We start from the raw sequence: 25415 nt of genomic DNA, 5'->3' as shown, positions 1-25415 counted from the left end.
AAAGTGCCTCGGCTTCAGGCAACCTATTGCGGTATTCAATGAATTACGCGAGGCAGCCTAATTTAGCGAGTGGTGCACTTCGGAGTTGAATTCGCGTTGTAATCTGCAGAAAGATTTAACTCAGATGTTTTGATTTTTGTGTATAATGTCAGGCCAGATATGTCAATTTTTATCTCAGTCGATATTGTAAATCCTTTCACAGTTGCTGTTATTATTCCATCTGGCTGTGTCATTATTTTGGTTTCTAATGGCCCATTTAAAGTTACATGTTTCAACTCTCTATACCTGAATGTTGGTAGCTTGTTGATTTCCGTTCTTGCGCTTGATTCTATAGATGAGAAGATCTTTTTATTAATAGATTTTAATGTTTTTTTGTTTCATTATGTATAGGGAGTCCTATGGATTCATTGTTGATAACCATCAAGCTATTCCATTGGCCTGATTGTTTTTCACTAATTTCAACAAGATGGTTAGTTCTAGATACATAAGTTGGATAATAAGCCGTACTTGATGTTGAAAAAAACAACGTTAATATTAGTATGATTTTTCTCATAAAAACTCCTTTTTCGTATTTGCCCTTGAGCATAATTTGTAAATTATGCATTTCTTAAGTAATCAAAAAAATGTGTATAAGGCAATCAAAAAAATCAATCTTTAACATTTTTGCATTTGTTTTTTGGTTGTTAAAGTTATGTGTTGATTGGCTGTTTTTTGATCTTGGTTTGTTTTTATTGTTGCTTGCTTAGGGCGCCTTGTGTTTTTGTACTTTTCCAACACCAAAGCTTTACCAACCTGAGTATTGTAATCTCACAGGCTTAGTGTCGGGTTTATCAGTTGTATGTATCGGCGCATAGGCTGTCAGATCCATTAATTTTCCTTGCCAGCCTTAAAGGCGTTGTTGTCTAAAACAGCGGAACCTTTTTGGCACTTCATGATCAGAGCTTGCATCGCAAGGTTTACGGTCAATATCATGGGCAAGTCAAAGCGCACTGTCACCAATTGGAAGCAATACAATCAGGCATTAGTTAACCGTGGCTCTATCACTTTCTGGTTGGACAAAGCGACTCAACACTGTCAGGCAATATGCAATATGCGTCCCTGGAGTGTGGTTCAGGAGCAGCGGCCCGTGTTTCGTGCCGTGCCCGGTTATCCAATCAGTTCGCCAGGATGAGCCGAGAAGGTTGGGTCAACGTGGAAGAGACAGTAAACGAACAGGGCTTTGTCAGCCATGTGGAAGTGCTGGGCTCCAAGGGTGGCAAGCAGTTTGAAACTGAAACCGTCAAAGCCGTGTCAAAGTGGCGCTATGCACCTAAGTTTGTCGATGGTAAGCCTGTTAGCGCCAAGACGTGGTCGAAGATCTCCTTCACGCTTTAAGGCTGCAAAGCGGATTGTTGCCCAATAAAAACGCCGGCAGTTGCCGGCGTTTTTGTCCTCCTCATCCTGAGTTAGATAAGGAACACATTCAGACTACAGGCGCCGTGGGCACCAACTACCAGTGCCTGCTCAATGTCAGCCGTCTTGGATGGGCCGGCGATAAACACCCCAAACTCACCCGAGTCCAACATTATCTTGTCGGCCGCTTCATGCATGTTGGCGACAATGGCATCGGCTTCCAGTACCAGAAACAGGTTCTCACAGATAAAAGGTGTGATCCTGTGAGATAGAGACTTCTGACTGACCCAGATGGCACCGTTTTCAGCAACACCCACTTGACCCTTGATTACGGCATAATCGATATCACGCAGATCATGGCTGTCAGCGGGCACTTCACGGTTACCTGTTACCCCTTCTACCTGAGAGATAATCTGCTTGCCTTCGGCAATCAAGGCATCGACTTGCTGCTGCAGTTCGGTAAAACCACCACGCTTATGCAGTTTGCCGGCAACGGTTCCCAGGTTGGTTTCAAACTGGCCAATCAGGTCGTCCAGTCTAGGGGCCACATCTATGGCCGGCATATTGTGTCCTTCAAGTGCGCAGGACTTAAGGGCATCCAAAATAAAAGATTTGCTGGACATCTGATTAGCTCCTGTTTTTCTTGAACCAGGCCTCGAAACTAGAGGCGGGTGCCTTGGGCAGTTCACGGTATTTACCCCAAGCGCCAGAGAATGGCTTGAGCAGGCTACCTGGCAGTATTCTCAAGCCCAGTCTTGCCATGCTCATGGAGCAGTTCAGCATAGTGGTACTGGCCATAAACTTACCGACCAATGGCATATAACTGCCTTTACCGTAAGGCAGTTTACCTGACTCGGCCTTTAGACGACGCTGACGGAAGATGATCTTGTCCAATGGCACCTTAGTGGGGCATACATAGGAGCAAGAGCCGCACAGGGTACAGGCCCAGGCGATGGAGTTGGTGTCATCGTCCTGCGCACCGACTGCGATGCCAATTGGACCTGGAATAGTGTAGTTGTAGCTGTAACCACCGCTGCGACGATATACAGGGCAGGTGTTCAGACAACCGCCACAGCGGATACACTTGAGCGACTCGGCAAGGATCTTGTCCTTGAGCATCTCAGTGCGGCCATTGTCCACTATGATGACGTGCATCTCACCACCGGCCTGCGGGCCGCGGTAGAAGCTGGAGTAAGTGGTTACCGGCTGGCCGGTGGCGTTGCGGGCCAGAGTACGCAGGTAAACTGCGGCGCTTTCCACCGATGGTACCAGCTTGTCTATTCCCATGGAGTGCAGCTGCAGCTTAGGCAGGTTACAGCCCATGTCGGCGTTACCTTCGTTGGTACAAACAACCACTGCGCCCTTGTCGGCGATGGCCATATTCACCCCTGTCATGGCCGCATCGGCACTGAGGAATTGCTCACGCAGATGGGCACGGGCGGCACGGGTCAGGTAAGTCGGGTCGCTGGCACCGGCCTCTGTGCCGAGTTTTTCATGGAACAGTTCGCCCACTTCCTCTTTCTTGAGGTGAATGGCGGGGACCACGATATGTGAAGGTGGCTGTTTTTTCAGCTGAATGATGCGTTCACCCAAGTCTGTGTCTATGACCTCTATGCCCTTGCTTTCGAGGAAGGGGTTGAGGTGACACTCTTCGGTGAGCATGGATTTGGACTTCACCAGCTTCTTCACCTGATGGCTGGCCAGAATCTCATGCACTATGCGGTTATGCTCGGCGCCGTCTTTGGCCCAATGCACTTGAATGCCGTTCTGGATACAGTTGGCTTCGAACTCTTCCAGATACTTGGCCAGATTGGTCAGGGTATGCAGCTTGATAGCCGAACCCAGATCCCTAAGCTGTTCCCACTCGGGCAGGCTGCCGGCAGCGCGGTCGCGCTTTTCCCGCAACACCCATAGGGCTTTGGAATGCCAATCAACTCTGGACTCATCGCGGCAGAAGATCTCTGCCTGGCTGGCGTGGGCTTTGGCCCCTTGTGTCTGTGACATGGCTATCTCCCTAAATGGCAGCGTTGAGGATCTGCGCCAGATGGCGGGTTTCTATCGGCAAGTTTTGGCGACGGATCATGCCGTCCAGATGCATCAGACAGGATGGGTCAAAACCGACGGCATAGTCTGCACCCGTGGCTGCATGGGCCTGAGCCTTGTCTTTGCCCATCTTGGCAGACACAGCACCTTCATCTACCGCGAAGGTACCGCCGAAGCCGCAGCATTCGTCGCGGCGATCCGGATAGGTGATCTCTATGCCGGGAATACGTTCCAGCAGGGCTTCCATTTTGTTGTAACGTGGGCCCATATATTCACTGGGGCTGGCGAGATCCAGCATACGAATACCGTGACAACTCAGTTGTAGGCTCACCTTGTGTGGGAAGGCTTTGGGGAAGCTCTCTACCGGGGCGACATCGTGCAGGAACTCGGTCAATTCGTACAGTTTGGCGATAACGGCCGCGGCTTCCGGGCTGTCGTCAAACTCATGGAAGTTTTCTTTGGCGGCTACCAGGCAGGATGCCGCTGGACATACGATAGCATCGCATTCGACTCCCTTGAAGGCGTTGAGCAGCTTCATAGTGGTCTTGCGGGCTTCGTCAAAACAACCCGAGTTGGTCATGGGCTGACCACAGCAGGTTTGGCCTTCAGGCAGGATCACCTGGTGCCCCAGCTTCTCCAGCAGTTCCAAGGTGGCGATGGCCACATCCGGCAGCATCTGGTTGACCAGACAGGGAATAAACAAGGCTATCTTCATTTGGTGTTTCCTAATTGGATGTTGCTTGCGTTAACCGACATCATCTATGTCCGGTGTGGTCAGATGCTTTCTGACTCTGTATTTGAACATCACCTGACACAGGGTAAATATGCTTGAATATAAGCCTATAACCACACAATAAATAGTGCTAATTCAGTAAATGATTAAAATCTTTTTTGCAAAAATGAGAAGGTTTTAACCATTTGATTTAAATGTATTTATTTGTATTTATTTTGTTCGTTAATCCGAACATGAATCCGTTATATAACACAGATGAAAAAAGAGGGAGCTAATGCTCCCTCTAAGTATAGTCAGCGACTGCACTCCTCCAGCAAATAAGCCAGGTGGCGGTAGGAAATACCACTGTGGTGGCTCAGGCCCACTTCACACATACGGTTGGCGTAGTAACCTTCCTTAAAGTCGGTGGGGATGAGTTTCTTAATGTTACGCAGTGCCGAGGCGTTGATCTCAGGCTTGTAAAGACCTTTCTCACCAGCATAACCACAACAGTCTACACCGGCCGGGCGCAGCACCTTGTTGGAGCAGGCATCGGCAATGGCTTGCATCTTGGGTTCCAGCTTCATCTTACGCGCCGAGCAACCCAGATGCAGTGCCACATTGACCTTCTTAGTGAGGGTGAGTTTCGGCAATACCTTGTCGTGCAGGAACTCGACCAGATCCAACAGTTCAACCTTGGGATTGCCGGAAAGAGCACGGTAGGTGCAGGAGAGGGCATCGACAACCACGGGCAGCTTGCCGCCCTCGGTCATGGCGCTGACTGCGTCAATAAGCTCGTCACGCTTCATATCGGCGTTCTTGAAATCCCCTTTTGATTCCCACATCTGACCGCAGCACAGATTGCGGGTTTTGGCCGGTGTAATCACGTTATAGCCGGCACGTTCAAGCAAGGTCACTACCACTTCAGGCAAGGTACGGTCATCGGGATCCAGCGGTGTTGGGCCGAAGGTACGACCACCGCAAGCGGCGAAGTAGACCACGGTTTCCTGGTTGGCTTTGGGAGCCGATGGTTTAGGTAGCTTACCGCCTTTGGGGAAGTCAGGGTTCCAGTAAGGCACTTCTTTGGAAATCGCCCGGCCCATGTTCATCAGCCCTGAGGTGATACCCGTGCCCGTGAGTTTGTGTATTGTGCCCAGGGCATCAAAACCTGTGCTCAACACCTGGTTGACAGCGCCCCAGTGCTTGGCCTGGAAGTCCAGAACCTTCTGTTCTGTGGTGGTGATATAAGGGGTACGCAGCTTGCGAACCAGTTGGCCCATGCTATTGTCTACCGGGCAGGCAATGGTACACAGCTGACAGGCGGCGCAGGTATCCACCACATCATATTTGGCGGCGGCACGCATCTTCTCGGCCGCTTCCTTGTCGCCGCTCTGTTCCAGACGCTCGATTTCACGCAAGGTGGCTATCCGCTGTCTGGGTGACAGGTTAAGCGCCGAGGTGGGGCAGGTCTTTTCACAGAAACCGCATTCGATACACTTATCTACCAGGTCGTCCACTTCGGGACAGGGCTTGATATTCTTGATGTGTACCTGCTTGTCGTCGTTAAGGATCACCCCAGGGTTCAGCAGGCCTTCGGGGTCGAAGATCTGCTTGATGTTTTTCATCAGGGTGTAGGCGTCACTGCCCCATTCCATTTCCACAAAAGGTGCCACGGCGCGGCCTGTGCCGTGCTCGGCCTTCATCGAACCGTCGTACTTGTTGATCACCATATCGGCGACCGCTTCCATAAATTGATGGAACTGTTCGATATCGGCCTGGGAGCCGAATTTAGGGGTAATGATAAAGTGGAAGTTACCGGCTAGCGCATGGCCGTAGATCACCCCTTCAGGATAGCCGTGCTTATGGAACAGCTCGGTCAGATCGTGGGCGGCACTGGCTAGGTTTTCAACCCGGAAAGCCACGTCTTCGATGATTACCGAAGTGCCTTTGGGACGCTCGCCACCGATAATGGGGAATAGGCCGGAGCGCATGGCCCAATATTTACCGTAAACGGCCGGATCACGGCTGAAGCTGATGGGGCGCTCGGTCTCGATATGCGCCAGTTTGGCGATAACGTCCTGGGTATAGCGTTCCAAAGTTTCATCATCGTTGGCGCGGGATTCTATCAGCAAAATCGCAGCGCCTTCAGGCAATTCGGCCAGCCAATCCGGCATGCCCTTTTTGCCTGTTACCGCCTTGATGGAGGCCCAGTCCAGCAGCTCGGCTGCGGCTACGCTTTCGCCCTGAATAGGGGGGATTGCCCGGGCTGCATCTTCCATATTGAAGAATACCGCCATGGCCGAGGCCTTGAATTTAGCCTCTTCCACTGTGTGATAGGTGACTTCGTTGACAAACGCCAGTGTGCCTTCGGCGCCGACTATGATGTGGTTGATGATGTCGAAGGGATCTTCAAAATCCACCAGGGCGTTGAGGCTGTAACCTGTGGTGTTTTTAATGGCGAACTTTTTGCGAATTCGCGCAGCCAGGGTCTCATTACCGCGAGCCATGGCACCTAAGTCTGCCAACGCCTTGAGCAGTTCGGGGTGTGACTGACGGAAGGCTTCTTTGGACTCTTCGCTGCCGGTATCCAGTTCTGTGCCATCGGCCAGCAGCAGTTTTACTGAGGAGATGGTTTGGTAACTGTTTTGGGCGGTGCCGCAGCACATACCGGAAGCGTTGTTGGAGACGATACCGCCTACCATGGCTGAAGCCAGAGTTGCCGGATCCGGGCCGATTTTTTTATTCAAAGGTTTGAGAGCAGCGTTGGCATCGGCGCCAATAACAGCGGCACCCAGAGTGACTTTGTTGCTGTCTTCGCTGATATCCAGGGTACGGAAACCGTCAAATCCGAGGATAAGCAATATGCCTTCTCCTATGGCCTGACCCGACAGACTGGTACCAGCGGCACGGAAAGTCACCGGAGCGCCGTAGCTTCTGGCTACAGCCAGAGTGCGTTTTACCTGCTCCAGATCCTCGGCATGTACCACAACCTCGGGCACTATCCGGAAATAGCTGGCATCGGTTGACCAGGCAAAACGGCGCACAGGGTCGTCACTGACGGCAGCTTCTCCCAACTGTTTACGCAGGTCACGGATCACGGCTTCATAGTTGATAGACATAAGACATTTCTCTACACATTAAATTTGATAATAAAGGCAGCGCCAAGGGCGGCTGCCTTATCGAGGAGTTATTATCGTTATTAGAATCCGCCCCAGAGCATTGCCAAGGTACCGGCCAGCAAAGCATAGCCAAGTGCTACAGGCATAGTCTTACGGATGATTTCAGATTCGCGACCGGCCATACCGACCACGGTTGCCGCCGCGACCACGTTCATCACGCACATCATGTTACCTGCGTTGGCACCAATACCTTGCAGTGCCAGGATAAGTGCATGGTTTGCCCCTATGTTATCGGCCACGCTGTATTGCAGGCCGGAGAACATCATATTGGAGAAGGTGGCCGAACCCGACAGGAAGGCACCGAAAATCCCGACTATCGGGGAAATCCAGGCCCAAACGCTGCCGAGGCTTCCGGCCAGCATATCGGCCAATGCTACCGGCATGGATTGCAGACCGGCACTGTTGGTGCCTGAGTTGAGGAAGATTTTCACCATAGGCACAGAGGCACCCAGAGAGATAATGGTTGGCACCATGGATTTGCAGGAAACCGTAACCGATTCTTTGATGGCCTTGGAGTTCATTCTGAACAGGAAGAAGCCCAGAATACACACGGCAATAAAGAAGGCGCCCGGTGCAAAGAAGGTGGCGAAGCCGGCCTTGAGCTCAGTGCCTAACAGGCCGGTCCAACTAATGTTGAAGCTGTTCAACCAGGCTTTCAGTGGCTGTACCACACGTGAAAGCACCAAGAGACCTGCCATGATCAGGTAAGGGGTCCAGGCGGCCAACTGGGAGAAACGCGCCTTGCTCTCTACTTGAGCTGTTTCGCCCTCTTTGTCATTTTCAGCGAAGTCATTCCAAGGGGTTTTAGGCAGTAACCAGCCTTTGCGGGCAACCGGGATTACCAATGCCATACCGACCAGGGCACCAATCACGGAAGGGAACTCTGGGCCGGCGAAGAAGTTGATCAACCAGGCAGGAATGGTGAAGGCTAAACCGGCGAACAGGGCAAATTTCCAGATGGCTAAGCCTTCCTTGAAGGACTTGTTGCGACCAAAGAAGCCAGTCAGCACAGACACCATTACCAAGGGGATCAGCGTACCTGTGATCAAATCTATGGTGATCATATGCATGGCAATGAACTGAGCATAATCGCTGAAGTGGCCCCCATGTTCGGCAATTTGCGCCGCAGCCATGCTGGTACCGCCTTCGAGCAGGCCCTGTTCCATACCAAAGAGCACTGGCAGACCAATGGCACCGAAAGACACTGAAGTTGAGTCGGCGACCAGGGCAACCACGGCGGCCGCAATCGGTGGGATACCCAAGAGCACCAACAGAGGCGCGCCAATCGCGGCTGGTGTACCAAAACCGGCAGAACCCTCAATAAAAGAGCCGAACAGCCAACAGATGATGATCACCTGAACCCTGGCGTCTGAACTGATATTGGTAAAACCGGCACGAATGGTATCCATGGCACCCGAGTATTTCAGGGTATTGAGCAGGAATACTGCACCGAAGATGATGGTTAAAGGTGTAATCGCCGACAGCAGGCCTTCAACCACGGAGGCGGCCAGCAGAGTAGTGTCCATCTGCCAGATAAAAACGGCGGCCAGGGCGGTTATCACCATGGAGATTGGCATAGCTCTGGATGCGGGCATCCGGAGCAACACCAGGAACAGCATGACGCTGATCACGGGTGTCAGACTTGCGAGTAACTGAAGAAATGTCATGGTTGCCTCATCATTTCATATGTTGCTTGTGCTTATTGTGGTGTTGAGAAAGTGCTATCGCCTTTCCCATTTGTTGTTGTGCGTGCTTATCATGGTTAATTTACCCGGAACCAAAATGATCTGGATCATCTTGCCTTTCGTATGTGGCTTAAGTTTTCGGTTATGGGAGCCGTGTCTCCGCCGGCAAATGGAAAAGTGTGACGGATATCACTACCGTGCTGGCGTTTATATAACTTTGGGGAATAGATATTTAAAAAATGGCCCACAACCTTAGGAATTATGGCTTTGTTTTACTCAAAAGGGTAATAAAGTGATCCTGTTATTTCATTTATGATGGAATGACAGGCTTATATCGCAAATCTTGAATGTGATTTAAGTCACACTAATTGAGCTTTTGGTGAAGTTAGTTTTTGGGTGTTTTTATTTAAACTAATAAAAATCAGATAGATAAGTTGTTTTTTCTTGCTGGCTTACCGTGATCTTAGTCACCGTTATATCGGGCGTCATAAAACGTGACATTGATCACGTGAGTGCTGTTTTACATTTTTTGAAAATAAATAACAAAAAAGCACCTTTGTTCTCAGGTGCTTTAACCCAGGCCTGTGGCTGAACTGCGTTTGTAGCTGTAAGAGTTTGCTCAGGCCACTCAAGCTTCAAAAGAGTTTACTGCCCCAACCTAACTTGTTGCGCAATACATGAAAGTAGTTGTGCCCCTTTGGGTGGATGAGTTTGAGCCGCTCTTTGCTGCGCCTCAGGATAATTTCATCGCCCGGCATCACAGACAAGGTGACATGGCCGTCACAGCTCACTTCCAGGTTTTCGCCGTTTTCCGGTGACACTACCAGTTTGATGATGCTGGAGGCGTCGACCACTATGGGACGACAGGAGAGGGTATGGGGAAACATGGGCACCAGGATCAGTGCCTCGAGATTAGGGGTCAATATCGCGCCGCCGGCCGACAGCGAATAGGCGGTTGAGCCGGTCGGTGTAGAGACTATCATGCCATCGGCCCGTTGGCTGTACATGAACTGGTTGTCGATATAAACCTCGAACTCGATCATATGGGCTATCTTGCCTGGGTGCAACACGGCCTCGTTGACGGCGGTATTGCTGGCTTTGACTTCGCCGTGGCGATAAACCTCGGCTTCCAGCAGGAACCTGTGTTCTGTGGCGTATTCGCCATCCAGCACCTTGGCGAGCGACTCTTCAAAGGCATCCGGCGGCAGATCGGTTAAAAAACCCAGATTACCGCGGTTGACACCGATAACGCCGAGATCGAAGCGCGCCAGTACCCGAGCTGCACCCAGCATATTGCCATCTCCCCCGACGACTATCGCCAGATCACAGTGCTCGCCGATATCCAGTAGGTCTACCGCGCGTACATCTTTCCCGAGTTCAGCCGCGACTCTCTCTTCCACAAGCACATCATAGCCTTGCATTTTCAGCCAATAATGCAGACGCTTGAGGGTCAGGTTGGTCCCCTGATGGTGGGGTTTTCCTATCAGGCCTATAGTATGAAACTCAGTGGACATAGATTTTGGGAACTCTGGGGGTTGAAACGGTCAATTTGATCCCCATAATATGCCCAGAGTATGCAGAAACAAAGCATTTTTAGCTGGAGTAGAAATGAACAAAGAGTCATTTAAAGCAGAGCAGGAACAGGTCGAAGAAGTGGTTGACCAGGTTGAAACCACCGAGGGCGTAGCTGAGGAAGGCGGCATTATCGACGAGTTGACTCAGGCGAACTTCCGTATTGAGGAGCTGGAGCAGGCTTTATCTGACGCACAGGCGACAGTTGAGGAGCAGAAAGATTCTGTCATCCGTGCCGCAGCCGAAGTTGACAACATCCGTCGCCGGGCGGCGCAGGATGTAGAGAAGGCACATAAGTTTGCCCTGGAAAAGTTCAGCAATGAACTGCTGCCTGTGATCGATAACATGGAACGTGCTCTGGTGGGCGCAGATAAGGCCGATGAAGTCACCAAGCCTCTGTTTGAAGGTGTTGAGCTGACACTGAAGAGCTTCCTGTCAGCGGTGGAGAAGTTCGGTGTCAAGCAGATTGATCCTATCGGCGAAGCTTTTAACCCTGATCAGCACCAAGCCATTGGCATGCAACCAAGCGCCGAGTTCCCGGCCAATACCGTGATGCTGGTGATGCAAAAGGGCTATCAGCTCAATGAGCGTTTGCTGCGTCCTGCCATGGTAATGGTGTCCAAGGGCGGTGAAGGTGTTGATACCCAAGCCTGATAGCGCACTAAAACGCCCATAACGGCGAGAATAAAAAACCGCAGATAAGTCTGCGGTTTTTTATTTGCAAGCAGGTTTCCAGCCATGAAAAAGCCGAGCTTAGCTCGGCTTTCTTGTTCCTGGGTTTTCTGGAGCCTGGGGGCTCTTGAATCCAGGAGCTTACTTCTGGCCAGCGGCTTTTTTGATAAAGTCCACTATCTCTGCCATAGGCACTTCCTGCTTTTCTCCGGTGCGGCGGTTCTTATACTCATAAACACCGGCATCCAGGTTGCGGTCGCCAATCACTATGGTGTGAGGCAGACCCAGGAGTTCCATATCGGCAAACATCACGCCAGGGCGCTCTTTACGGTCATCAAACAGCACTTCGATACCCGCATCGGTCAGCTCTTTATAAAGCTGTTCGGCAGTGTCTGTCACTCTGTGTGACTTGTGCATATTCATCGGCAGAATACCCACTGTGAATGGCGCAATCGCTTCCGGCCAGATGATACCGCGGTCGTCGTGATTCTGCTCGATGGCGGCGGCAACGATGCGGCTGACGCCGACACCATAACAGCCCATCAGCAGAGTCTGAGACTTGCCATTCTCGTCCAGCACAGTGGCGTTCATGGCGGCCGAGTAGTTGGTGCCCAACTGGAAGATATGGCCAACTTCAATACCGCGGGCGAAGGCGTAAGTGCCTTTGCCGTCAGGGGTGGTTTCGCCTTCCACTACATTACGGATATCGGCGGCACTGGCCAGCGGCAGATCCCGCTCCCAGTTGATACCGAAATAGTGTTTGTCGTCTAGGTTGGCGCCGGCGGCAAAGTCGCTCATCACGGCAACACTGTGATCTATGACCACAGGAATAGACAGACCGACTGGGCCAAGAGAACCTGGGCCGGCTCCCAAGGCGTCACGGATTTCTGCTTCAGAGGCAAATTCCAGCGGCGCGGCAACCAGTTCCAGTTTGTCGGCTTTGACTTCGTTCAGCTCATGGTCGCCACGGACAACCAGGGCCACCAGTGGGGCTTCTTCGGTGGCGCCTTTGACTATCAGTGTCTTAACCGTCTTGGTGATATCAAGGCCAAACTGCTCAACCAGCTCGTCTATGGTTTTGGCATTTGGCGTGTCGACCAAAGTCATTTCCTGAGTGGGTGTGGCGCGCTCTGTGGTCGGCAGCGGCGCTTCGGCCTTCTCGATATTGGCAGCATAGTCGCTGCCATTGGAGTAGGCAATCAGATCTTCGCCGCTGCTTGCCAGTACGTGGAACTCGTGTGACATGCTGCCACCGATAGAGCCGGTATCCGCCAGTACAGGACGGAAGGCCAGGCCCATGCGTGACAAGATGTTGCTGTAAGCCGTGTACATGGCCTGATAGGTATCATCCATGGTTTGCTGATCCAGATGGAAAGAGTAGGCATCTTTCATCAGGAACTCACGTGAGCGCATAACACCGAAGCGTGGGCGAACTTCATCACGGAATTTGGTCTGGATTTGATACAGGGTCAGCGGCAGTTGCTTGTAGGAACTGACTTCTTTGCGCACCAGATCGGTAATCACTTCTTCGTGGGTCGGGCCCAGAACGAAGTCACGATTGTGACGGTCTACAAAGCGCAGCAGTTCCGGGCCAAACTTGTCCCAGCGACCTGTTTCCACCCAGAGATCCCCCGGCTGTACCATGGGCATCAGAATTTCGATGGCACCGGCCTTGTTCATCTCTTCACGCACAATGGCTTCGACCTTGCGTAGTACGCGCAGGCCGGACGGCAGCCAGCTATAGAGGCCTGAGGCGTTGCGACGTATCATACCGGCGCGCAGCATAAGCTGATGACTGACTATCTCTGCATTGGCAGGGTTTTCTTTCTGTGTTGATAACAGGTATTGACTGACTCGCATTACCTTGGGTCCGAAATGAATTGAATGGCCGCCATTTTATCACTTGCTTCGATGATGTCACGCGGCCAGGGCGGATAAATTCCCCTTTCCTTGTTCGAATTTAGCTCGTCGGCAACTGATTGACACCGGCACTACAGTTGCCGCCGCGATTTTGGGCGCTGAGCAGGGCTTCTTCTGCTTGAAACACTAAACTGTCCCAATTATTTTGTCTGCTGGGTTGGATGTTGGCCACGCCGATAGAGACTGTGAGTCGTGGGCTTTGGGCCTTGGCTCGCAGATTGGCCGCCAACACAAATTGATTGAGGCTCTGGGCGATGCGGATACAGGCTTCCGGATCCTGGTTTGGCAGTAACAGCGCCAACTGAGATTGTTGTAACCGTGCCAGAAAATATTCACCCTTGATCTTAAAGTCCAGCAGCCTCTGGGCCAAATGCAGCAGGGTTTCGCTGGCAATAGCCTGATCGCTTTGAATGAGGAGTAAGCCTATCCTGTGCTGCCTTACTATTCCCTTATGCCAGGACTGTTTCATCAACTGGTTGAATGTACGGCGGTTATAAAGCCCCGTGAGTTCGTCTTGTTGCTGCTCGCTGGTCAAGGCTCTCATCTGCGCCTCAAGGGACAACAGCGCATGGTTTATCTTGAGTGTTTCCCGGTTCACCGGGGCTGGCGAGCGGCCACCAAAGTTTTGCTCTACCAGTTCGCTGAGCTTGTTGCTGGTCTGCAATAGAGGCTTGAGCAAGTGGCGGCCAATGACTGTCCAGGCTACAGATTGGCTCAAAACTATCAGCGCCAGTGACCCGATCACCAGCCATAGCAGGGTTTGCATCAGCGATTGGCTGTTCTTTTGCATCTGGGCATCCAGATGGGTCAGGCCTATGCCGGACAGGCGCAGAGAAAGATGATCTATGGCGCTTATCATGCCATTCATATGTGGCGCTCTCAGGGGGTGACCGCTCATCACTGACAATTGCTGCCCCAGAACCAAGGCCTCATCATATTCTTTGATTGCCAGGGTAAACTGGCTCAGGGTGGATATTATCTGTCGTTGTCTCTGCCTGGTTTCATCAAGAATCGCCTCCCGTTCATTAAGGGGATAACTGGGCCAGTTGTTTTTGAGTTTCAATAGTGCCAGATGCTGCATTTGATTGGCTCTAATGGCTTGCAGCAGCTGTTTTTGCTTCTGCAGTTCGGCGATATGGGTTGTGTTTGTGCTATCTATTATCCAGAGGCTGGCACCGCCAAAAAATACTATCAGCCCGGCCAGCAGGAAAAAACTCAACAGTAATCTGCTGCGGATACCCGGTAACCCCTTTGGTATGCTTCTTGGTGGTTGTGTGTTTGGGCGGGTTTGGCAATCCATGGCGCTCATCTTCCTAATTATTGATTTTTCTCTCTGCCTGTCAGTGGCTTATCGCGTCTATCTCCTACTACTTTAGCAGGGTTTCCCGCCATTATGGCAAACGCGGGTACCGACTTGGTGACAACGGCGCCCATGCCAATGATGGCGCAGTCGCCTATGGTCACGCCATCGACGATTCCGGCCTGGGCGCCAATCCAGACATCTTCGCCAATAACTATTCCCTTGGATTGGCTGCTCTGACGATAGATGGGCATATCCGGCGCCATACCATGATTGAAGGCATAGATAGTGACATTGTTGGCGATGCGGGTCTTGGCACCTATCACTATGCCGCAACTGCCGCCGTCCAGTGAGCATCCGTGGTTAATGCTGACCTCCCGGCCTATCTGGATCGGCCCGTGCAGAAAGCAGTTGGCGGCTATCATGGACTCATCGCCCAGGATTATCGGCCTGCCGGGTTCGGCAAACAGTTCTGCTTCGGGGGCGATAAAGCAGTTCTGTCCTATGCTGATGGTTTCCAAAGCCTGTAATTTGGCCTGAATTGCCTGCTGCCAGGGAAGAGCCCATTCGAGATGCTTGGGTTTGAGGCGATACCAGAGCCAGGGCATCCAGGAGAGGCGCCTCTTGTGCTGCTCCTGATAATCATCCGCTGAGGGCTTAAAATCAATCATGCTCCGGCGCCGGACGCTTTGGCACAAAAGGGCTGTATGGTTTCGACTTCAATGCCTTGCTCTTGGGCATACCAGAAGATATCCAGATCATACAGCGCCACCTGATAACGTTTCGGATCCGGTTTACCTTTCTTGTAAGCGGGTCTCGGGTCCTGGGCCAACACCGCCTGAATAAGCTTATCCAGTCCGGGATAGCGTTTCTCGAGTTGGCTCAGTTGTTCTACTGCGAGATGGCTGAAGCTGACCTCAACCTGCTCGGGAGCCTGCTGCGCTATGCCACCTATCGCGTCGGGTATCGCATCCGAGAAGGGGATATAGGGCTTGATGTCGATTATCGGGGTGCCATCGAGCAGATCCATGCCGGATATCTCCAGTATGACCTTGCCTTTGACTTGGTGGATTTGATGCAGCTTCACCACGGATTGGCCAATGCCATTGGGCCTGAAGGTGGAGCGGGTAGCAAACACTCCCAGCTTTTCATTACCGCCGAGCCGGGGAGGACGCACGGTGGTTTTCCAGCCCTGGGCCAGATTTTCATGAAAGCAGAACAGTAACCAGAGGTGGGAGTACTGCTCCAGCCCACGCACCGCATCGATATGATTGTAAGGTGCTGTCAGCTCGACAAAACCGCGAACAAAGTCCACCAACCCCGGCTGACGAGGAATACCAAACTTCTGTTTATATGGTGTCCGGCAATAGGCAACCGCTTCTATCTGAGTCGAAAACCCCATAACGTCAGGCTTACTCCTTCGGGGTTGTCAGACGAATAGCCTGGCCGACACACATGGCACTGGTATAGCAACCGGCTGCGGCTTCCTGGGTTTCGACACAGTTTTTAATAATGAGGCCATTGGCTTTCATATCTGCTGCCGCCCGGCGCGCCTCGGTACGGGCATCAGCCATAGTGGCCGGTACACCATCGGGCTCGGACTGGCAGGCATTACCCTCAACCAATCCCAGCACTTCATATTGGCCCGTTGGCCGGCTGCCATCGAACAACTGTACTTCCGAGGGTTTGAAGTACTCCTCAATAGCCTGGCTGTCTAGGTTGGAATTGAAGCTGTATTCCCCGGCGCAGCCGCCAAGCAGCAGTACCAGAGTGGAAAGAAAAATCGGTTTCATGGCCAGGCCTTATAGTTATTCGTTCATGCTCCCGGCCATCCCGGGAGCTGTATGGGAAATTCTATCGCTTCAAATACTTTTGATAAAGCTGCCGATGACGATTGTTGAGATCCACCTGTCTGCCGTCGATAAACATCAGCTCTATCCTGCTGCTCATGGGATCGAGAATATCGCCGCTGCTGACTACCAGATTGGCCTGAAACCCGGGCGCTATCGCCCCTAGCTTGTCTACGCCCAGTATCTTGGCGGCATCTTGCGTAATCGCCTTGAGCGCCTGCTCTTTGCTGAGCCCCCAAGCTACAGTTTGGCCTGCTGCCAGCGGCAGGTTACGGCTGTTCCAATCGGAGCTGAAGCCGAGAGCGAAGGGAATACCGGCGCGCTTGAGCAACGCCGGTACTCTAAATGCCTGACCTATGGGCTCATCTTCGCGCAGTGGCAAGTCAAGCGTATGGGTATAGATGACGCTTGCCTCTATTTCATTGAGCGCTGCACCCAGGCGCCAGGCATCATAGCCACCGACCAGGGTGAGCTTGAATCCATACTGACGGGCCAGGGCAATGGCCGCCTCTATCTGCCGCTGCCTGTCGGCATGAACAAACAGCCGCCCCTCTTGGCGATACAGCGGTAAGAGCGCTTGCCAGCGGCTGTCTTCAAGGGCGCCTTCGCTGCTTTGCTGACTCAAGGCATAGCGTTTACCCGCTTCAAAGTGTTTGTGTATCTGTGACAGCGCGTCCTGATAGGCCAGTTGTGCCTGTTTATTCGCCTTGTTGGTACCTTGTTTTTGCGGCTCCGTTGGCCAATAGAGGTGGAACTGTGGTCTGGCTGGGACCTGGGCATCTTCTATGGTCCAGGCATCCAGGGATACCAGTGCAGATTGCCCTGCAATGCCTGTGCCTCTTGGGACTATTTGCGCGTGGGTGATACCGTTGGCCCGCACACTGGGCAACAATTCCGAATCCGGGTTGAAGGCGCTGGCGGCTTCAAGCTGTGGATTGGCACTGCCCACATCACGGCTATCGACTGTTGGCCTGGCCATGGCTATTTCCACCAATCCCAGGGTGGTATCCAGTGCTATGAGGCCGGGATAAAGGTGTTTGTCACTGAGATCAAATTCCCGGGCATTTTCAGCCGTTAATCCCGGGCCTACGGCGCTGATAACACCTTGCTCGAGCAGCACATCGGTATTCTCGAGAGTGCCTTGGCTGACGGTGTGAACCGTGGCGTTTTTCAGCAATATGGCTTGTTGCTGATGCTCGGCCGGGATCAGGTTATGGGCCTTTACCGGGGCGAGCATCAAGAGTGAACCACCCAGCAGCAGATGTGCCAGCATAGATGCCATGCGTGGCAATAGAGGAAACTTGGTCACAGGCGGCTCTCCTTATTCTGGCCCCAGGCGTTGAATTGGGTATCGCATTGCCACAAGGGCTCTATGATTTCTGAAGTCGTTTCGCCTTGAAGCCGCGCCGGGTCGCTGCCAAGAATTTTCTGGATCAGCGCTTGGCGCTCGCTGACAATAGCCTGGGTCATTTGCTTATCTTCAGCGCGGTCGAAGTAGCGTTTGCCGCCAATCCACACTGCCTGACTCTTGGCATAAACCGATAGGGGGTTGGCATCCCAGAGCACCAAATCTGCCTGTTTTCCCTCTTCTATAGAACCTGTTATGGCGTCTATTCCGAGCTGTTTTGCGGGGTTGATGGTTACCATCTTCCAGGCATCTTCTGGGGACATATCGCAGTATTTCACCGACTTGGCGGCTTCCTGATTCAGGCGACGCTGCATCTCAAAGTCATCTGAGTTAATTGAGGTGAGCACGCCGGCATTCATCATCAAACAGGCATTTTGCGGAATGGCATCATAGACCTCAAATTTATAGGCCCACCAGTCGGCAAAGGTGGAAGCACCAGCGCCATGAGCCGCCAATTCGGGGGCCAGCTTGTAACCTTCCAGTACATGGGTGAAGGCGGTGACTTTGAAATCGTAAGCCTCGGCGAGGCGCAAGAACATCAGGATTTCAGACTGGACATAGGAGTGAATATGCACATCGCGTTCGCCATTCAGCACTTGGGCAATCGCCTGTAAACGATAATCGGGGCGAGGGGAGAGCTGCTTACGTTTCTCCCGAGAACGCAACTCGGCATATTGGGCTTGGGCATCTTTATAGTCTCTGGCGGCATTGAAAGCATCACTCATCAGGGCTTTAACCCCCATGCGGCTTTGCGGGAATCTGCGGGTATAACGCTCACCCCAATTGCTCTGTTTGACGTTTTCCCCCAAAGCAAACTTAATCCCTTGATGGGCTTGGGTGAACTTGAGGTTTTCGGCCGACTCTCCCCAGCGCAGTTGAATGACCTGCGACTGGCCACCTATGGGGTTGGCGCTGCCATGCAGCAGATTGGCGGTGGTGACGCCACCGGCCAAGGAGCGATAGATGGCAATATCATCCGGGTTCAGCACATCGGCTATTTGCACTTCTGAGGTGATGGCATCGGACATCTCATTGAGGCCGCCGTTGACGGCAATGTGGGAATGCTCATCTATGATCCCGGCAGTCAGGTGCATGCCAGCTCCCTCTATGACCTGATAACCACTCGGGGTGCTGAGATTGGTACCAATCTTTGCAATCTTGCCGTTGGCCAGAATCAGGTCGCTGTTGCCAATAATGCCAGCCTCGCTTGAGGTCCAAAGGGTGACATTGCGGATATGCAGTTTTTCCGTACCTGGCTGCTCACTGCGGCCATAGGCTTGCAGTGGACTCGTCAAACGGCTGAGATACTCGGGTTCAGTTTTACTGATTGTCTTTGACTGAGAGTTGACTGCCGCTGCTGAGGCTTTCGTTTCTTCAGCTGTTTCTGCCGTTAAAGGTGCGTGCGGCAATCTTGAACCGGCCAATTGGGTGATGGCACCGTCGGCACGCAAGAGTCTGCCCTGCAGCCCTTCATCATCTTGCCAAAGGGTTATTCGACTAATGCCACCGATACCGGCATCTTGCAAATTGGCACTGAAGCTCAGGCGTTTGCTATCGGTATTTAGATGAGCGAGTTCTACTTGTTGATCACCGCTGCTGAGGCTACCCCTGAGTGTTCGGGGCTTTTGTTGACTCAGTTGTAGTTCAAGATCCAGTTCCAGTTCAGCTAGATGCAGACGATAACTGCCTTGCCACTGGTATCCAGGAGCCGTTTGTATTTGTTCTTCACCTTGTAGCCAAACGCTGATTATTTCGCCGTCCTGAAACAGATTGCCTTTGGCTATCACCAGATCGGCCATATAGCCAGGTGCCAGTTTACCGACTAAATCCTCTATGCCGGCAGCTGCAGCGGCCTGGGTTGTCAGCGCTGCCAATGCGGCTTCTTCATCGAGGCCGGCCTGCAGCGCCATTCTTAATCTGGGCCAAAAGGCTTTGCCATCCATGCCATATTGGGTGAAGGAGAAAGGAATGTTATTGGCGGCGAGGACGGCGGGATTACTCGGTGCCCGCTCCCAATGTCTCAAGATGTTGAGTGGCACTTCTCTGGCATAGTCTTCGTCACTGACCTGAGGAGCTGCAGGAAAGTTCAACGGCAATATCAACACGGGTCGATATTCTAGCAGTTCTTTCACTCTTGCATACTCCTGGCCATTTCCCAGTAAGATTGGCTGGATATCTGATTGGCTCAAGAGCTTAGCTGCACGCAACTGGTTATTGAGATTTCGGGTGTCAAATATCACACCACGAGTTTTTATATCGTGTAAGCGCTCAAGGGCGGTATTAAATTCCGGTGATAATAAACCCTCGCGTCCGGCTGCATTCTTTTTATTCTGGTTATACCAGTTGGCATCACTGAGAGTCTGTCTTATTAACGCTATGCTTCCCATCAGAGAATTGGGATAATCCTGTGGTGAATTGCCTTTATCAAATGCCATAAAATGTCGGCTTCTGGGGCGATATATCACTTGGTTACTCTTTTTGTCGGCCAAAGAAAGTGAGACGCCGACTCCCCTGAATATTCCGTCAAGATGTGCACTCTGGACACTGGTGAAGCCATTACTTATCCAATTTGATGCAGTTTTGTTGTCCGGCAAGACATAAGTAAACCATTCTTTCTCTGCATGAATGGCGCCATTTGCGGCTACCGCCCCTTTTGACTTAATTTGATAGACTGGAGCTTCAATTGCGGCCGCAGATTCTGAATACTCCAAACCATATTCGGCAAAGGGATCGATAAACCCCGGATAGATGGTGTAACCATTGAGATCTATCTTATAAGCATTTTGTGGAATTTCATTATTGGAAATGACTTGTTTTATCCGGTTATTTTCAATAAGTAATGTAGCGTTATCCAGCTGTTTCCCAGGTGAAAGTATAAGCTTGGCATGGGTTAAGGCGGTCAATCTCGGAGTATTGTCTGTCAGCTGTGTCTCATCGGCAAAGGCGCTACAGGCCACAAGACTGAACAACAGTAGGTTTATGGCGGGGAAAGAAATTCTCATCTGTTGTGGCTACCTTGTCATAATTCCTTGGGGAGAGTCATTGTCATCTGAGAGGAACAGGCTGCGATCAATCAGTACGTTTCCCCTAAGAGTGATAAAAAAGCGGACGAAAGCCTCGCTTTAAGTCGGCAGTCGTAAACTTAACTCAGCCTAAATGTAAATGCCAAGGCGTAATTGTAAGGCTTTTTAACAGATGCCAGACGTCTATCAGACATAAAAAAGCCCCGACACTGTCGAGGCTTAAGCTAGAAAAACCTGATTAAATCAGGAAATCATCCATTGAACGACCTTTATCTACTTCGTTCTTGAATACAGTTGGCATACGGCCTTGGCCGGTCCAAGTAATAGTTTGACCATCTACAACGATTTTGTATTTTGGTGGGCGGGGAGCACGCTTCTTGGGAGCAGCCTTGGCGGCAGCAACATTACCCAGATCTTCAACAGATAGGCCAACGGCTTCCATCTGCTTACGGATCTCTTCAATTTTAGACAGACGTTCAGCCTGTGCCTTTTCTTCTTTCTTGGCTTCTTCTTCACGATCAATAATGATCTTATCCAATTTGACTGCCAGATCGCGCAGATCTGCAACGCTTAACTCTTTTACTGCGGCTTTAAAACGACGGCCGTGAGTCAATATATCAAGAAAATCGCTCATAAGTATTTAGGTCCCACGCTAATTTATAAATTGGGTTAAGGTGAATATCGCTATAAATAATAGAAACTATAAGTGTCAGGATCAAATATTTTTACGTCAATTGACATTAATTTCTTTATTTATTTCAATTCTACGACCATAAAAGTTGCCAAGTGTTCAAAAAACTGACCATAAAGTGTGACAGAATTGGCAAACGAGCGTTTAAACTACTGTTGACGTTAACGTCAACAGCACGTAAAGTTGAGCCATCCTGTACTGATGTATCTGGTATCATCGGTACGTAATCCACATAAGATACAAGGTGTAGGAAGGAAACCCTATGAAAGTATTGGTGCCAGTAAAACGTGTGGTCGATGCCAATGTTAAGGTCAGGGTCAAGGCTGACAATACAGGCGTTGAAACAGCCAACCTGAAAATGGCGTTGAATCCATTTTGTGAAATTGCGGTAGAAGAAGCCGTACGTCTAAAAGAAGCCGGCAGTGCTTCTGAGGTCGTTGTTGTCAGCATAGGTCCCAAGGCGGCACAGGAGCAACTGCGTACCGCATTGGCTCTGGGCGCCGACCGTGCCATTCACATTGAAACCGATGAAGAGCTGGTGCCCCTTTCTATTGCCAAGTTACTCAAGGCAGTGCAGGACAAAGAGCAGGCGCAGCTAATTCTGCTCGGCAAGCAGTCCATCGATGGTGATAACAATCAGACCGGACAGATGCTGGCGGCGCTCGCCGGTATGCCTCAGGCAACCTTTGCATCTGAAGTGAAGCTGGAAGGTGAAACTTTGCTGGTTACCCGTGAAGTGGATGGTGGTTTACAAACTCTGTCCATGCCTCTACCGGCTGTAGTTACAGCGGATCTGCGTCTAAACGAGCCTCGCTATGCTTCTTTGCCCAATATCATGAAGGCCAAGCGCAAGCCGCTGGAAACCATGAGCATTGAGGATCTGGAAGTGACTCTCAAGCAGCACGTACAGGTGTTGGAGGTAGCAACGCCGGCCAGCCGTCAGGCGGGTGTGATGGTGGCTTCCGTTGAGGAGCTGGTGGACAAGTTGAAAAACGAAGCGAAGGTGATCTAAATGGCCGTATTAGTAATAGCAGAACACGATAATGCCAGCCTGAAACAGGACACAGCCAAAGTCGTCGCCGCGGCCAAAGCCATAGGTGGAGATATTCACCTCTTGGTTGCCGGTCAGGATTGCAAGGCCGCAGCCGATGCCGCCGCCAAGCTTGAAGGTGTCAGTAAAGTACTGTTGGCCGATAATCCTGCCTATGGTGCTCATCTTGCCGACAATATTGGTGAGCTCATCTTGTCTTTGAGTGGCGACTACAGCCATATTCTGGCTGCAGCCTCAAGCCAGGGTAAGGATATACTGCCAAGAGTGGCGGCTTTGCTGGATGTGGCTCAACTTTCTGAGATCACCAAGGTGATCGATGCCGATACTTTTGTCCGTCCCGTCTATGCCGGTAACGCCATGGCGACCGTTAAGAGTCTGGATAACAAGAAAGCGGCCACAGTGCGCGCCAGCGCCTTCGACGCCGTTGCCGAGACAGGTTCAGCTGAAATCAATCAGCTCGACAGCGTCTTTGACGCCAAGAGCAGCTTTGTCTCTCAGAGTTTGACCGAGTCGGCTCGTCCGGAGCTTGGCAGTGCCAGAGTGATTGTTTCCGGTGGTCGCGGTATGGGCAGTGGCGAAAACTTTGCCATGCTGGAAACCCTGGCCGATAAGCTTGGCGCCGCCGTAGGTGCATCACGGGCCGCCGTAGATGCCGGATTTGTTCCCAATGATTTGCAGGTCGGTCAGACAGGTAAAATTGTGGCGCCAGAGCTGTATATTGCTGTGGGTATCTCCGGAGCGATTCAGCATCTGGCCGGGATGAAGGATTCAAAAGTCATAGTGGCTATCAACAAAGATCCTGAAGCGCCTATTTTCCAGGTTGCCGATTATGGTCTGGAAGCTGATCTGTTTGATGTGGTGCCCAAGTTGAACGAGTTGATTTAATCTGTGATCTAGGTCACGATAGGCGGCTTTGGGGTAGCATCCTCAAAGCCGCCTATGTTTTTATGTGCCTCACGCCTGAAATCAGGTGTCCTGAGAAGTAGAGGCGCACTAAATATCAGTAGCGGTAAGCAGGGTGATTCCGTTTATGTATCGCGAAAGGATTTGGTGCCGAAGGGGTTGTGACTCATCAAAGTCCACCGCTGGGGCTGTTACCAAATAGGGGCAGCACTGCCATAGTATATTCTGTCGGGATGACAGATTGACGTTACTATGGAGCGCTACTGAAAGGACAGGTGCTACTCGGTATGTTTTTGCCTTTTCCCACCAGTTCAGTTGCCCTCCATTCGTATTTAACGAAGAACAAGACTCAATGACAGTACTAAGTTATGCCGACTCGGCACTCTCTTTGTTGCCGCCGGTTGTGGCAATTTTATTGGCGATCTTCACCCGGCGGGTGTTGTTATCTCTAGGGCTGGGAATACTGATCGGAGCCTTGTTGCTCAATCAATGGTCGGTGTTGGATACCGGGGTTTATCTGGGGCAAAGGGTGCTTTCCCTGGTTTGGGACGATGGCGCTTTTAATGCCTGGAACCTGTATATTCTGGGTTTCCTGGTGCTGCTGGGAATGATCACTGCACTGATTACTGTTAGTGGCTCTGCCAGAGCCTTTGCCAACTGGGCCAGACAGCATATCCGCAATCGTCGTGATGCTAAGCTGCTAACCATGTTTCTCGGTTGTGTGGTGTTTATCGATGACTACTTCAACAGCCTGGTGGTGGGCAGTATCGCTAGACCGCTGACCGACAGATATTATATCTCCCGCTCCAAACTGGCGTATCTTTTGGATTCAACCGCAGCGCCTGTGTGCGTTATCTCGCCGGTTTCCAGTTGGGGTGCCTATATTATTGCCCTTATCGGCGGTATTCTCACGGCTCATGGTTTTACCGAGACCGGACATCTGAGCGCTTTCGTGCAGATGATCCCGATGAACTTCTATGCCCTGTTTGCCCTGGCGCTCTTGCTATGCGTGGCCTATATGGAGCTGGATATCGGCGCCATGCGCAAACACGAGCTTAATGCTCGCAAAGGCAATCTCTATGATGAGTCCAAGGGACTGCCGCCAGGTGCCAATGCCGATCTGCCCGAGGCGGAAACCGGTCAGGTGCACGGCCTGTTCCTGCCCATAGGTGTCTTGGTGGTAGCGACTTTCTACTTTATGGTTTCCAGCGGCGCCGATGCCCTGGCGGCAGAAAGCCTGCCTTTCAGCATCATAGGTGCCTTTGAGAAAACCGATGTGGGCTCGTCACTGTTTTTTGGCGCTTCCATCGGACTGGTGGTAACGCTGCTGCTGGCCTTTATCCAGAAGATTGAAGCCAAGATGATCCTCAAGGCGCTCACCTCGGGGGCTCGCTCCATGTTGCCGGCCATCTATATTCTGATGTTTGCCTGGACCATAGCCGGGATCATAGGCTCATTGGAAACCGGCAAGTTTATGGCCAGTCTCGCCAGTGGCAATATTCCCTTTGCCTTGCTGCCGGCCGTGTTATTTATTTTGGCTGGGCTTACCGCCTTTTCTACCGGCACCAGCTGGGGCACTTTCGGGATCATGTTGCCGATTGCTGCCGATATGGCTATGGGCAGCCACAGCAGTATGATGTTGCCTATGTTGGCGGCCGTGCTGGCCGGTGCTGTATTTGGCGACCACTGCTCGCCGATATCGGACACCACGATTCTGTCATCTACAGGTGCCGGCTGTCATCATATCGATCACGTGTTGACTCAGCTGCCTTATGCGGTCTTGGTGGCGCTTATTTCCCTCGGCGGTTATATAGTGCTCGGTTTTACCGAGTCGGTATGGTTGGGGCTTGCCTGTAGCTGTGTATTGTTCCTGCTGGGATTGGTGTGGCTCAAATGGCAACAACCCAAGAATACTAATGCCTGAGCTGCCACCCAATAGCTTGCGTTAACAGCACCCGCCCTGATGGCGCAACGTAGATCAGATAAGGATCGGTTGACCGATCCTCCTGATGAG

At 51.6% G+C, this 25415-nt stretch carries 20 protein-coding genes, 1 pseudogene and 1 riboswitch; of the genes and pseudogenes, 6 read left to right on the top strand and 15 right to left on the bottom strand.

The features are described 5' to 3' along the window. Positions 1-361: 361 nt before the first annotated feature. A complete protein-coding gene (locus RC73_RS20625) occupies positions 362-553 on the bottom strand; it encodes a hypothetical protein (protein WP_152608465.1) in 192 nt (63 codons plus the stop codon). Positions 554-970: 417 nt separating this feature from the next. Between RC73_RS20625 and RC73_RS20620 the strand changes: the two are divergent. After that, positions 971-1078, top strand: a pseudogene (locus RC73_RS20620) (IS5/IS1182 family transposase); the annotation flags it as partial. Positions 1079-1167: 89 nt separating this feature from the next. Continuing rightward, entirely contained in the window at positions 1168-1374 is a 207-nt protein-coding gene (locus RC73_RS17990) for an energy transducer TonB (protein ID WP_160289588.1), read from the top strand. A 71-nt stretch (positions 1375-1445) separates the two neighbouring features. On the opposite strand, the gene RC73_RS17985 is transcribed toward RC73_RS17990, so the two are convergent. The 6 genes from RC73_RS17985 to nadK form a co-directional block, all read right to left on the bottom strand. After that, positions 1446-2015: a LutC/YkgG family protein gene (locus tag RC73_RS17985; RefSeq protein WP_039035940.1), complete on the bottom strand. Its 570-nt coding sequence runs from the start codon at positions 2013-2015 to the stop codon at positions 1446-1448. Between the two features lie 4 nt (positions 2016-2019). Continuing rightward, entirely contained in the window at positions 2020-3396 is a 1377-nt protein-coding gene (locus RC73_RS17980) for a lactate utilization protein B (RefSeq protein WP_039035939.1), read from the bottom strand. A 10-nt stretch (positions 3397-3406) separates the two neighbouring features. Next, positions 3407-4150 (bottom strand): (Fe-S)-binding protein, encoded by a 744-nt coding sequence (locus tag RC73_RS17975; protein WP_039035938.1) that lies wholly within the window; start codon positions 4148-4150, stop codon positions 3407-3409. Positions 4151-4461: 311 nt separating this feature from the next. Continuing rightward, on the bottom strand, positions 4462-7266 hold the full coding sequence (locus tag RC73_RS17970; protein ID WP_039035937.1) for an FAD-binding and (Fe-S)-binding domain-containing protein: 2805 nt from the start codon (positions 7264-7266) through the stop codon (positions 4462-4464). 80 nt (positions 7267-7346) lie between these two features. Next, the gene (locus tag RC73_RS17965) at positions 7347-8993 is read right to left on the bottom strand and encodes an L-lactate permease (protein ID WP_052248277.1); all 1647 of its coding nucleotides are present in this window, start codon (positions 8991-8993) and stop codon (positions 7347-7349) included. Positions 8994-9646: 653 nt separating this feature from the next. Further along, positions 9647-10525, bottom strand: a complete 879-nt coding sequence (gene nadK / locus RC73_RS17960) for an NAD(+) kinase (protein WP_039035936.1) — start codon at positions 10523-10525, stop codon at positions 9647-9649. Positions 10526-10619: 94 nt separating this feature from the next. Between nadK and grpE the strand changes: the two genes are divergently transcribed. Beyond that, positions 10620-11237 carry a nucleotide exchange factor GrpE gene (grpE, locus tag RC73_RS17955; RefSeq protein WP_039035935.1) on the top strand — a complete coding sequence of 206 codons (618 nt, stop codon included), beginning with the start codon at positions 10620-10622 and terminating at the stop codon, positions 11235-11237. A gap of 159 nt (positions 11238-11396) precedes the next feature. Here grpE and RC73_RS17950 read toward each other — a convergent pair whose 3' ends face one another. From RC73_RS17950 to RC73_RS17915, 8 genes are all read right to left on the bottom strand, one after another. Next, positions 11397-13115, bottom strand: a complete 1719-nt coding sequence (locus tag RC73_RS17950) for a proline--tRNA ligase (protein ID WP_039035934.1) — start codon at positions 13113-13115, stop codon at positions 11397-11399. A gap of 100 nt (positions 13116-13215) precedes the next feature. After that, positions 13216-14394, bottom strand: coding sequence for a GGDEF domain-containing protein (locus tag RC73_RS17945; protein WP_039035933.1), 1179 nt, complete (start codon positions 14392-14394; stop codon positions 13216-13218). A 98-nt stretch (positions 14395-14492) separates the two neighbouring features. Beyond that, the gene (locus RC73_RS17940) at positions 14493-15146 is read right to left on the bottom strand and encodes an acyltransferase (protein ID WP_039035932.1); all 654 of its coding nucleotides are present in this window, start codon (positions 15144-15146) and stop codon (positions 14493-14495) included. Further along, entirely contained in the window at positions 15143-15877 is a 735-nt protein-coding gene (tsaA, locus tag RC73_RS17935; RefSeq protein ID WP_039035931.1) for a tRNA (N6-threonylcarbamoyladenosine(37)-N6)-methyltransferase TrmO, read from the bottom strand. The genes RC73_RS17940 and tsaA overlap by 4 nt, the downstream gene beginning before the upstream one ends. A gap of 10 nt (positions 15878-15887) precedes the next feature. Continuing rightward, entirely contained in the window at positions 15888-16268 is a 381-nt protein-coding gene (gene rcsF, locus RC73_RS17930) for an Rcs stress response system protein RcsF (protein ID WP_039035930.1), read from the bottom strand. A gap of 61 nt (positions 16269-16329) precedes the next feature. Then, positions 16330-17598, bottom strand: coding sequence for an amidohydrolase family protein (locus RC73_RS17925; RefSeq protein ID WP_052248278.1), 1269 nt, complete (start codon positions 17596-17598; stop codon positions 16330-16332). A gap of 32 nt (positions 17599-17630) precedes the next feature. Then, a complete protein-coding gene (locus RC73_RS17920; protein WP_039035929.1) occupies positions 17631-20735 on the bottom strand; it encodes an amidohydrolase family protein in 3105 nt (1034 codons plus the stop codon). Between the two features lie 259 nt (positions 20736-20994). Beyond that, the gene (locus tag RC73_RS17915) at positions 20995-21390 is read right to left on the bottom strand and encodes an H-NS histone family protein (RefSeq protein WP_039035928.1); all 396 of its coding nucleotides are present in this window, start codon (positions 21388-21390) and stop codon (positions 20995-20997) included. 319 nt (positions 21391-21709) lie between these two features. Between RC73_RS17915 and RC73_RS17910 the strand changes: the two genes are divergently transcribed. The 3 genes from RC73_RS17910 to RC73_RS17900 all read left to right on the top strand — a co-directional run bounded on the left by RC73_RS17910 (position 21710) and on the right by RC73_RS17900 (position 25325). After that, positions 21710-22459 carry an electron transfer flavoprotein subunit beta/FixA family protein gene (locus RC73_RS17910; RefSeq protein WP_039035927.1) on the top strand — a complete coding sequence of 250 codons (750 nt, stop codon included), beginning with the start codon at positions 21710-21712 and terminating at the stop codon, positions 22457-22459. After that, positions 22460-23383, top strand: coding sequence for an electron transfer flavoprotein subunit alpha/FixB family protein (locus RC73_RS17905; RefSeq protein ID WP_039035926.1), 924 nt, complete (start codon positions 22460-22462; stop codon positions 23381-23383). 90 nt (positions 23384-23473) lie between these two features. Further along, positions 23474-23672, top strand: a riboswitch (Lysine riboswitch). Positions 23673-23753: 81 nt separating this feature from the next. Next, positions 23754-25325 (top strand): Na+/H+ antiporter NhaC family protein, encoded by a 1572-nt coding sequence (locus RC73_RS17900; protein ID WP_039035925.1) that lies wholly within the window; start codon positions 23754-23756, stop codon positions 25323-25325. Positions 25326-25415 lie beyond the last annotated feature (90 nt).

This window comes from Shewanella sp. ECSMB14102 (assembly GCF_000813075.1).
Classification (GTDB): Bacteria; Pseudomonadota; Gammaproteobacteria; order Enterobacterales; family Shewanellaceae; genus Shewanella; species Shewanella indica.
Note: the sequence above shows the minus strand (reverse complement) of the source record. Positions and strands in the feature narration are given on the sequence as shown.

Excerpts from the sequence above, each read along its gene's own strand:
- RC73_RS20625 (WP_152608465.1), bottom strand. The coding sequence starts at position 553 with ATGAGAAAAATCATACTAATATTAACGTTGTTTTTTTCAACATCAAGT.
- RC73_RS17990 (WP_160289588.1), top strand. The coding sequence starts at position 1,168 with ATGAGCCGAGAAGGTTGGGTCAACGTGGAAGAGACAGTAAACGAACAG.
- RC73_RS17985 (WP_039035940.1), bottom strand. The coding sequence starts at position 2,015 with ATGTCCAGCAAATCTTTTATTTTGGATGCCCTTAAGTCCTGCGCACTT.
- RC73_RS17980 (WP_039035939.1), bottom strand. The coding sequence starts at position 3,396 with ATGTCACAGACACAAGGGGCCAAAGCCCACGCCAGCCAGGCAGAGATC.
- RC73_RS17975 (WP_039035938.1), bottom strand. The coding sequence starts at position 4,150 with ATGAAGATAGCCTTGTTTATTCCCTGTCTGGTCAACCAGATGCTGCCG.
- RC73_RS17970 (WP_039035937.1), bottom strand. The coding sequence starts at position 7,266 with ATGTCTATCAACTATGAAGCCGTGATCCGTGACCTGCGTAAACAGTTG.
- RC73_RS17965 (WP_052248277.1), bottom strand. The coding sequence starts at position 8,993 with ATGACATTTCTTCAGTTACTCGCAAGTCTGACACCCGTGATCAGCGTC.
- nadK (WP_039035936.1), bottom strand. The coding sequence starts at position 10,525 with ATGTCCACTGAGTTTCATACTATAGGCCTGATAGGAAAACCCCACCAT.
- grpE (WP_039035935.1), top strand. The coding sequence starts at position 10,620 with ATGAACAAAGAGTCATTTAAAGCAGAGCAGGAACAGGTCGAAGAAGTG.
- RC73_RS17950 (WP_039035934.1), bottom strand. The coding sequence starts at position 13,115 with ATGCGAGTCAGTCAATACCTGTTATCAACACAGAAAGAAAACCCTGCC.
- RC73_RS17940 (WP_039035932.1), bottom strand. The coding sequence starts at position 15,146 with ATGATTGATTTTAAGCCCTCAGCGGATGATTATCAGGAGCAGCACAAG.
- tsaA (WP_039035931.1), bottom strand. The coding sequence starts at position 15,877 with ATGGGGTTTTCGACTCAGATAGAAGCGGTTGCCTATTGCCGGACACCA.
- rcsF (WP_039035930.1), bottom strand. The coding sequence starts at position 16,268 with ATGAAACCGATTTTTCTTTCCACTCTGGTACTGCTGCTTGGCGGCTGC.
- RC73_RS17925 (WP_052248278.1), bottom strand. The coding sequence starts at position 17,598 with ATGCTGGCACATCTGCTGCTGGGTGGTTCACTCTTGATGCTCGCCCCG.
- RC73_RS17920 (WP_039035929.1), bottom strand. The coding sequence starts at position 20,735 with ATGAGAATTTCTTTCCCCGCCATAAACCTACTGTTGTTCAGTCTTGTG.
- RC73_RS17915 (WP_039035928.1), bottom strand. The coding sequence starts at position 21,390 with ATGAGCGATTTTCTTGATATATTGACTCACGGCCGTCGTTTTAAAGCC.
- RC73_RS17910 (WP_039035927.1), top strand. The coding sequence starts at position 21,710 with ATGAAAGTATTGGTGCCAGTAAAACGTGTGGTCGATGCCAATGTTAAG.
- RC73_RS17905 (WP_039035926.1), top strand. The coding sequence starts at position 22,460 with ATGGCCGTATTAGTAATAGCAGAACACGATAATGCCAGCCTGAAACAG.
- RC73_RS17900 (WP_039035925.1), top strand. The coding sequence starts at position 23,754 with ATGACAGTACTAAGTTATGCCGACTCGGCACTCTCTTTGTTGCCGCCG.